9 protein-coding genes are annotated in these 7,494 nt (G+C 69.1%); 3 read left to right on the forward strand and 6 right to left on the reverse strand.

What is annotated here, in order from left to right; genetic code table 11:
* The first annotated feature begins 476 nt into the window (after positions 1-476).
* Positions 477-1,637 carry a mechanosensitive ion channel family protein gene (locus tag ACFXPX_RS34595; protein ID WP_380407868.1) on the forward strand — a complete coding sequence of 387 codons (1,161 nt, stop codon included), beginning with the start codon at positions 477-479 and terminating at the stop codon, positions 1,635-1,637.
* Positions 1,638-1,721: 84 nt separating this feature from the next.
* Here ACFXPX_RS34595 and ACFXPX_RS34600 read toward each other — a convergent pair whose 3' ends face one another.
* The 4 genes from ACFXPX_RS34600 to ACFXPX_RS34615 form a co-directional block, all read right to left on the reverse strand.
* Positions 1,722-2,195: an NUDIX domain-containing protein gene (locus tag ACFXPX_RS34600; protein WP_380523229.1), complete on the reverse strand. Its 474-nt coding sequence runs from the start codon at positions 2,193-2,195 to the stop codon at positions 1,722-1,724.
* A gap of 214 nt (positions 2,196-2,409) precedes the next feature.
* Positions 2,410-3,615 (reverse strand): hypothetical protein, encoded by a 1,206-nt coding sequence (locus ACFXPX_RS34605; RefSeq protein ID WP_380593994.1) that lies wholly within the window; start codon positions 3,613-3,615, stop codon positions 2,410-2,412.
* Between the two features lie 74 nt (positions 3,616-3,689).
* Complete coding sequence (locus tag ACFXPX_RS34610) at positions 3,690-4,616, reverse strand: hypothetical protein (protein WP_380593992.1); 927 nt, start codon at positions 4,614-4,616, stop codon at positions 3,690-3,692.
* 118 nt (positions 4,617-4,734) lie between these two features.
* Positions 4,735-4,902 (reverse strand): hypothetical protein, encoded by a 168-nt coding sequence (locus tag ACFXPX_RS34615; protein WP_380593990.1) that lies wholly within the window; start codon positions 4,900-4,902, stop codon positions 4,735-4,737.
* 538 nt (positions 4,903-5,440) lie between these two features.
* On the opposite strand from ACFXPX_RS34615, the gene ACFXPX_RS34620 reads away from it, so the two are divergent.
* Positions 5,441-6,397 carry a hypothetical protein gene (locus ACFXPX_RS34620; RefSeq protein WP_380593988.1) on the forward strand — a complete coding sequence of 319 codons (957 nt, stop codon included), beginning with the start codon at positions 5,441-5,443 and terminating at the stop codon, positions 6,395-6,397.
* Between the two features lie 10 nt (positions 6,398-6,407).
* Positions 6,408-6,941: a GNAT family N-acetyltransferase gene (locus ACFXPX_RS34625; protein WP_380593986.1), complete on the forward strand. Its 534-nt coding sequence runs from the start codon at positions 6,408-6,410 to the stop codon at positions 6,939-6,941.
* A gap of 39 nt (positions 6,942-6,980) precedes the next feature.
* Here ACFXPX_RS34625 and ACFXPX_RS34630 read toward each other — a convergent pair whose 3' ends face one another.
* Together ACFXPX_RS34630 and ACFXPX_RS34635 are read right to left on the reverse strand one after the other, a co-directional pair.
* The gene (locus tag ACFXPX_RS34630; RefSeq protein ID WP_380593984.1) at positions 6,981-7,178 is read right to left on the reverse strand and encodes a DUF397 domain-containing protein; all 198 of its coding nucleotides are present in this window, start codon (positions 7,176-7,178) and stop codon (positions 6,981-6,983) included.
* A gap of 11 nt (positions 7,179-7,189) precedes the next feature.
* Positions 7,190-7,494 (reverse strand): hypothetical protein (locus tag ACFXPX_RS34635; protein ID WP_380644446.1); only part of this gene is annotated, 305 nt, incomplete at its 5' end.

The following is a 7,494-nucleotide window of genomic DNA, read 5'->3' on the forward strand; positions in this document are numbered from 1 at the left end:
TGCGTGATCTCCCCCAGTGTCGCCTTACGCCTTCGTACGGCGCCACCACTCCTGTGTAACGGACCTGACGTGAACTCCGGGTGTGGGCTCCGTCATACCCCGTAGTACCCGGTATGCCCTGGGGAAGGTCCACTTGCACCCCCGCGCCGCCGGGCCCGGCGCGGCGGACCGCCGGGGAGGTGCGGCTCAGCCGGTCGGAGCAGCCCCGGGGGCCGTACGGCGGGCGGGGGCGCGGCCGTTCGGGGGTGGTGGGACCGGTGGTGCGGGGGTGGTGGGGGGACGGTGCCGGGGCGGTGCGGGCCGCGCGGGCCGGGGAGCGCACCGGGGCGTTGACGGGGCGTCCGGGACGGGCCGCACGCCCACCGGTGTGTCCGGGCTGGTGTTCGGTGCCGGATAGGCTGGCCCGCACGGTCCGCGGGCCGCTCGTGCGGCGCGGGACCGGGTCACGCCCCCAGCAAGGAAGGTAGGTCCCGCACGTGTTCCGCTCCGGCGCCACCGGTCCGACCGACGCGTCCTCGACGCTCTCCACCCCGACGCCGGCCCCCTCCGCCACCACACCGCAACTGCCGGACCTGCGCATCCCCACCAGCGCGCAGGAGGTCACCGACACCACCAAGCAGGCGGCCAGCTGGTTCGACACCCACTGGCAGAGCTGGCTGGCCGGCGGCCTCCGGATCGTCCTCATCATCGTGCTGGCCCTGGTGCTGCGGGCCGTGGTGAACAAACTGGTCACCCAGCTGATAGCGCGGATGACGCGCAGCCACGACCAGCACCGGGAGGAGAGCCGGTTCGGCGGGCTGCTGGCCAACCACGGGGTGGTCAACCCGGAGCGGCGGCAGCAGCGCTCGGAGGCGATCGGCTCGGTGCTGCGCAGCCTGGCCTCCTTCACCATCCTGGGCACGGCCGCGCTGATGGTGCTCTCCGCGCTCGGGATGAACCTGGCGCCGCTGCTGGCGAGCGCCGGTGTGGCCGGTGTGGCGATCGGTTTCGGCGCCCGCAACCTGGTCACGGACTTCCTCTCCGGGGTCTTCATGATCATGGAGGACCAGTACGGCGTCGGCGACGAGATCGACACCGGGGTGGCCACCGGCACCGTGCTGGAGGTCGGCCTGCGGGTCACCAAGCTGCGCGGGGCCAACGGCGAGATCTGGTACATCCGCAACGGCGAGGTGAAGCGGATCGCCAACATGAGCCAGGGCTGGGCGACCGCCTCGGTGGACGTGCAGGTCGGGTACAAGGAGGACCTCCAGCGGGTCGAGGACCTCATCCAGGAGACCGCCGAGGCGCTGTCCAAGGAGGCGCCGTACGACGAACTGGTCTGGGCGCCGGTCTCGATCCTCGGCGTGGAGTCGGTGGCGGCCGACTCGGTGGTGGTCCGGATCGAGGCCCGCACGGCCCCGGGCAAGGCCCCCCTGATCTCCCGGGCACTGCGCCAGCGCCTCAAGACGACCTTCGACCTGGCCGGGATCAAGGTCAAGGAGGAGGCCGCCGCCGTCGCCACCGGCGTCTCGATCACCGCGGCGGAGCCCTCCCCGCCCTCCGCCCTCTCCGACCCCACCTCCCCCCGCTACCGCGCCACCGAGCCCATCCCCCAGCCGAAGCCCCCGACGGACGACCCGACGCTCACCAAGCCGTAACGGTTCGGCGGTACACAGAGCCCCGCTCCCCACCACGATGGGGGCGGGGCTCTCCGCTTCCCCGCGGGGCGGGAGGTCACGGGTCTACGGGCAGGGCACGCCGTGCTCCAGATAGACGGTCGCGGACCGCGCCCTCGCCGTGCACGCGGCATGGACGCGGCGGGCGAGGCGCGGGATGTGGACTTCGTCGAGCTGGTCGGTGGCGTGGAAGGCGTACTCGCCGATCTCCACCTGGTCGACGGTGATGCTGTCGAGCTCGTCGGCGGAGAGGACGCCACCGTCGAAGACGAAGAGGAGCTTGTCGCCCTCGGTGGAGTGGGGTGCCCAGTCGGCGACGAGCAGGCGACCGATCGGCGGGGTGATGCCGAGTTCTTCCTTGACCTCGCGGGCCGCGCCCTCGCTCGGGGTCTCACCGGCGTGCAGGTAACCGCCCGGGATCTCCCAGCCCGGCTTGTAGGTCGGCTTCACGAGGAGGACGCGGTCGTCCTCGTCGAAGAAGAGCACGCCGGCGGCGGTACGGGGCTGGGCCACGACCTCGGGGGCCTGGGAGTCGCTCATGACGACGACTGTAGCCACCCAACCGCATCACGCGACGATCTGGAAGCGCTGCGCGACGCCTGCCGGCAAGTAGCCGGGTTTGCCGCGCTGTTGGCGGCCCAGTTGGTCACCAGGTGCCGGGGAGGGTGAAGTGGTAGCGGACTTTGCTCGGGGGCCGTTCCTCAGCGCCCTGGCGGGTGGCGGGAAGGGGCTTGGGATCGACCGAGTACGTTCCCTACTTGGGGGCCGGCGGGAGGTTAGGGAGCGTGCGCGGAGCCTGATCGCGCGCGCGGAACCCGAAGCTGATGAGGGTGACGCTCTCTCCGGCACTGAGCGGCGTTCGGCCATGAGGAGTGAGCGCGCCGTCGAACACGACGCAGTCACCTGCGGCGAGATCGCACTCGAGGTAGCCGTCGGCCTTGATGAACACGGTAGTGCTGACCTTGGACCGGCCGGTGGGGCGCTCGTGCTTGAGGCAGAGGATCAGGTTGGCCTCACCGAAGCCGGACTCGTCCACGTGGAAGTCGAGGAACTGCTCTTCCTCCAGGTAGGCGATGTAGACGGCGGCGTGCGGCTGCGCGACCTCCAGACCGGTGGACCGTGCCACGACTGCGGCGAGATCGATCTGTGTGGCGAAGCGGGTCGCGGCGTCACCGACGGCCGCGTTCCACTTGCCGTTGTGGAGGTATCCGTCAGCCGCGACAGCCTTCTCGGCCTCCTCCGCCATGGCGGCGATCAGCTCGGCGGGGAACGACTGATCCCGCAGGTGGCACGGGTGCACGCGCTGCTGTGCGGTGAGCCCACGCACAGCGTCCCGGAGGTCGGGGAAGTCCTCTGCCCACCGGGCCGGCGTCCGGGCCGTGGTACGGGACTGGAGCCATGAGGTCCACTGACCGCTCCACTCGCGCGGCACCGCACCGCCTGCCGCCGATGCGTCGGGCCGGCCGATCAACAGCTCGACCCGGTCGAGTGCGGCCTGCGTGGACTCGATCAGCCCGGCGTCCTCCTTGGCGATCCGCAGCCGCAGCGCTTCTTGGAGACGGGCCTGGGCGCCCATGAGGTCGCCGCGCTCCATGAGGTGCTTGCCGGTGTGCTGGAGGGCGAAGTCAACGAGCTCCGGGTGCCGGCTTCGCGCGGTGTTCAGGGCGCTGAGGTAGAGCGCGTCCGCAGTCTGCACGTCACCGGCGTAACGGTGCGCGTCGCCGAGGTTGAGCCCGGTGGCGACGACGGCCCGGGTGTTGCCGATCGCTGCGGCCAGGTCGATCGACTGCCGGAGGAACGCGCGGGCCTCCTCGTGGTGGCCCAGGCACATCCGGCCGATGCCGATCCACCTGGTCAGGACCCTCGCACGCCCGGGGTCGTCCTCCTCGGGCAAGGCCCGTAGCTCCGCATGGAGTTGATCGACGGCGGTGGTCAGCTCGTTCCGGTCGGTGGGGACCATCCGCAGGTTGTCGTCCTGGTCGATGAGGTGCTGGAGCACAAGACTTCCCTCGTTCGGTTCTGCTCGGTGTGGTACTACAACTGATCGGTCTGGTGGCGCAGGTCGGCCAGCAGCTCCACCCCGTGCGAGGAGAAGTGCTCCCGCAGGAGTTCGAGTTCGCGCATGAGGTAGCGGACGGCCGGCAGGCCCTCGTCGTAGGCGCTCTGAAAGCTCGCCCGCTCGGTGGGCGTCAGGTCGTCGCGGCGCAGTTCGGTCCGGCGGAACCGCAGCAGCTGGTTGTACACGCAGGTCGCGTGGAAGGCCCTGTCGATCTCCCAGTACTGGTTGCGGCCCTCTCCCTGCCCGGCCCGCCACTTGATCTCGATCTTGGGAGAGGTCTTGGACGAGTACCCGTCGGCGAACACCCGGCGCTGGAGGACGTGGAAGCTGATCGACTGGTGCACGCCTTCGTGCAGCAGGTTCTCCGCCAAGAAGTGGGGGGACGGCTGCCCGCTGACCGTGTTCGGCGGAATGTGGCGGCATGCTTTGTCGGAGAACGTGATGATGTACGGGAGCGCCGGGTCGCTGGAGCTAGTCAGCGAGGAGGTGCGGACGCCGGGCTTGAGGCCCACCCACAGCAGCCCTCGGACGAACTCGCGCACGCGGGCGAAGCCTTCGGGGTGGATCAGAGACAGGTGGTCCAGGGCCTGGGTCAGCACCGCGCGACGCTCGTCGGTGTGTTGGACGATCCCGTAGTCCGCCAGGTTGATCTCGTCGGCGATCTCTTCGGGCAGCTCGGCGTCGAACCAGTCGAAGGTCACTCCGGCCACGGTCACGGGTTCGCTGCGCAGCGAGCGGGCGTGTTCCGCGTAAGGGGTGCCCGACCTCACCAGGCGCTCCATCAGGGCGAACGGAAGGGCCAATTCGGCCCCCTCCTCGCGGAGCCGGGTCAGCACCGGATCCTTCCGGTCGAGGTCGAAGAAGGAGCCGGCGGGGACGCGGGTGGCGATAGCGGTCTTCACTGCGGACTCTCCTTGATTGGGGATGTGTGTGCGACGCCGGGCGGCGGGTCGGCGCGGATGATCACCCACGCCGACCCACCCATGCCGTCAACCGACCGGCATCAGTTCGGAACTGCGATCAGGCCTCAGTACCCACCGGGGCGAAGTCGCCGTCCGGGACCGAGTGGTCCAGTCGGCGGGTCAGGGACTCGACCTCCGTCTCCGTGACGAAGCTTCCGCCCTCACTCTTCGGCTTGTCACCGTTGTGGTCGCCCGACCCGCTGCTGGTGCCGTTCTTGTCGTGCATGCCGTGCACTCCTTCCGTATCGCCCGCTGAGAAGCGCAGGGGTGGTGGGCTTTCGAAGGTCGCCGTGCGCAACCGGCAATCCCCGAAGCGCAACCAACTCTGCACATCAGCGAGTAGTCGCTCCGTCACTCCGACGGGCAGGGACAAGTTGACCGCCACGGCGAGATCAACGGCTGCTGACCGACGGACTTTTCGACGGACTTTTTCGCTGGTGGACCTCTGCACGGTCAGCGACCCGCGAGCTACCGTCTGCCATGTGGAGACACAATTCACCTGCCTGTGTACAGAGTTCGGCTGGAGTAGCCCGGCCCGGTTCAGACGGGTGTACGCCGCGACAGCACGCAAGCTCGGAGAGGACGAAGAGGTGAGCAGCCGCCAGTACCACCGCTGGCGACAGCCGCTACCGCCATGCCCTCATCCGGCACGCCAGCGGGTTCTCGAAGCGATGTTGGGTATCCCGTTGGAGCAGGCGGGATTCACTGTGCCGCCACACCGTCGATCAGGAACACCACCCACGCCACGAGAAGAGTCAGAAGACGTGAACCGCCGATCCTTCATCGCCCTGGCCGGCGGTGCCGCCGTGTCCGCCAAGCTGACGCCGCCGCGAATCGGGGCCGAGACCGTCATGGACCTTCGCGCCGGGCTCGCCTCCTTGTACGGGCTGGACGACCGGTTTGGCGGCGCGACAGTCGGCCCCCTCGCCCGAGCCCACCTCGCTCGGGTCGAACGGCTGATCGCCACCAGGAGCTACCCGGGTGCGATCGGCCGTCAGCTCCGACTGATAGCCGGGGAGACTGCGGAACACGTGGCGTGGCTGGCCTTCGACGCCGGCGACAACACCCGGGCCCGGACGCATTGGGAACACGCACTCACCCGAGCCGAGGAGTTGCAGGACAACTCACTCGCCGTGGTTGTGATGGCGTCCATGGCCCTGATGAGTCTTCGAGAGCGCGATCCTGCTGCCGCGCTCGACCTCGCTCGCGGAGCGCAGACGAAGGCCGCGTCGTGGGCGCCTCCCTCATTGATGTCCATCCTGATGACCCGGGAGGCCCGCGCGCTCGCCATGTCGGGCGACCCTGTCAGGGCCCGATCCACTTTGGCGCAGGCGACTCGCACCTTCGAGCAAGAACGCAACGAGCGGCCGGTACCCGACTGGGCGGTGTTCCACGGGCCGGCGGAGTTGGCGCTGGCGCAGGCATCCCTCTTCACGGAGGCGGGGCACCACAAGGCAGCCGTGGACTGGCTGCGGCGCTCGCTCCAGCACCAGGAGACGACCTACGCGCGGAACGAGGCACTGGTTCGGTTCAGCCTCGCCGGGGCGCTCGCACGAGCAGGTGAGGCCGAGGAGTCGGCCCACGAACTCACCTCGGGGGCCGTCCTGCTGACCGAGGTGTCGTCAGGCCGGGCCCGTACATCGATGGAGGAGGCGCACTCCCACCTGAAGCTCCTGAATCCCTCCCTGGCTGCTGCCAGCACCGCCCACCTGATCGCCTAGAAGGAGAACCGTGCAGACACCCGCCTTCGAGACCTTTACGGATCCGGATGCCGCTGCCCGAGTGCTGGACGAGATAGCGCCGCTGTACGAGCAGGTGTTCGCAGAGCCGCCCTACTTCGAGGGGCCCCGCGACCTGGCCGGGTTCCTGGAGGGCTACGAGGCCTTCCGGGCCATGCCCGGCTTCCGACTGGTGCTGGCGCGCTCGGGTGCTGCGTTGGTCGGATTCGCTTTCGGCGTCCTGCTCCAGCCGGACAGCGGTTGGTGGAACGGCCTCGGCTTGGACAAGGGCTTCACCCGCGAGGACGGACACCGAACGTTCGTGATCCGGGAAATCGCCGTGGCTCCGGGGCAGCGCCGTCGGGGGCTGGGCCGGGAACTGCACTCAGCGGTACTCGAAGGAGCCCGGGTGGAGCGTGTGACGCTTGCGGTCCGGCCCGAAGCACAGGCGGCGATGAAGATGTACGAAGCCCTCGGCTATAGGGACCTGGGCGACAAGCCCCCGGCCTGGGAAGGGGCCCCGGTGTACCGCTACATGGTCCGATGACCCGCTACTCGGCTCCGGACGGATGCGTCCGGAGCCGAATCACCCTGTCAAATGGTCGAACTCTCCTGCCCTGACACCGCGCAGGAAGGCGCGGAGCTTGCCGGGCGTTGTGGTGATGATGACGTCGGGGTCATCGCTCTCACGGAGCTTGATGCTGCGGTCAGGGCCTTCGGCAAGGTTGATGCAGTTGACCGACTCGGAACTGTGGCTGGACTTCTGCCAGTTGAGAGCTGTCACGGCGCTTCCTCTCAGATGTCCTTCTCGATTCGGGCAATGAGATCACGCGACTTCGCAGGACTGAGGGCACAGGCCTCCATGAGGTCCGCGGGCCCGCCCTTCTCATCCGTTCCCGGTTCGCCCTGCATCGCACCCCGTTCCGCCGCGATCACGATCGCGGCGGAACGGCGAAGGAACTTTGATTGACCCACAGCATTCCCATCTCCTGCGCAGGAAGTCGGTCTGGCCGACTTCCTGCGCAGGGGCGTGGCGATGGCGTCGCCGCTTCGGCCATGCCGCAGTAGCTGGATTTGCTTTTTGCTGCCCGCCTCAGCAC

The organism is Kitasatospora sp. NPDC059146, assembly GCF_042786665.1.
Lineage (GTDB): Bacteria > Actinomycetota > Actinomycetes > Streptomycetales > Streptomycetaceae > Kitasatospora.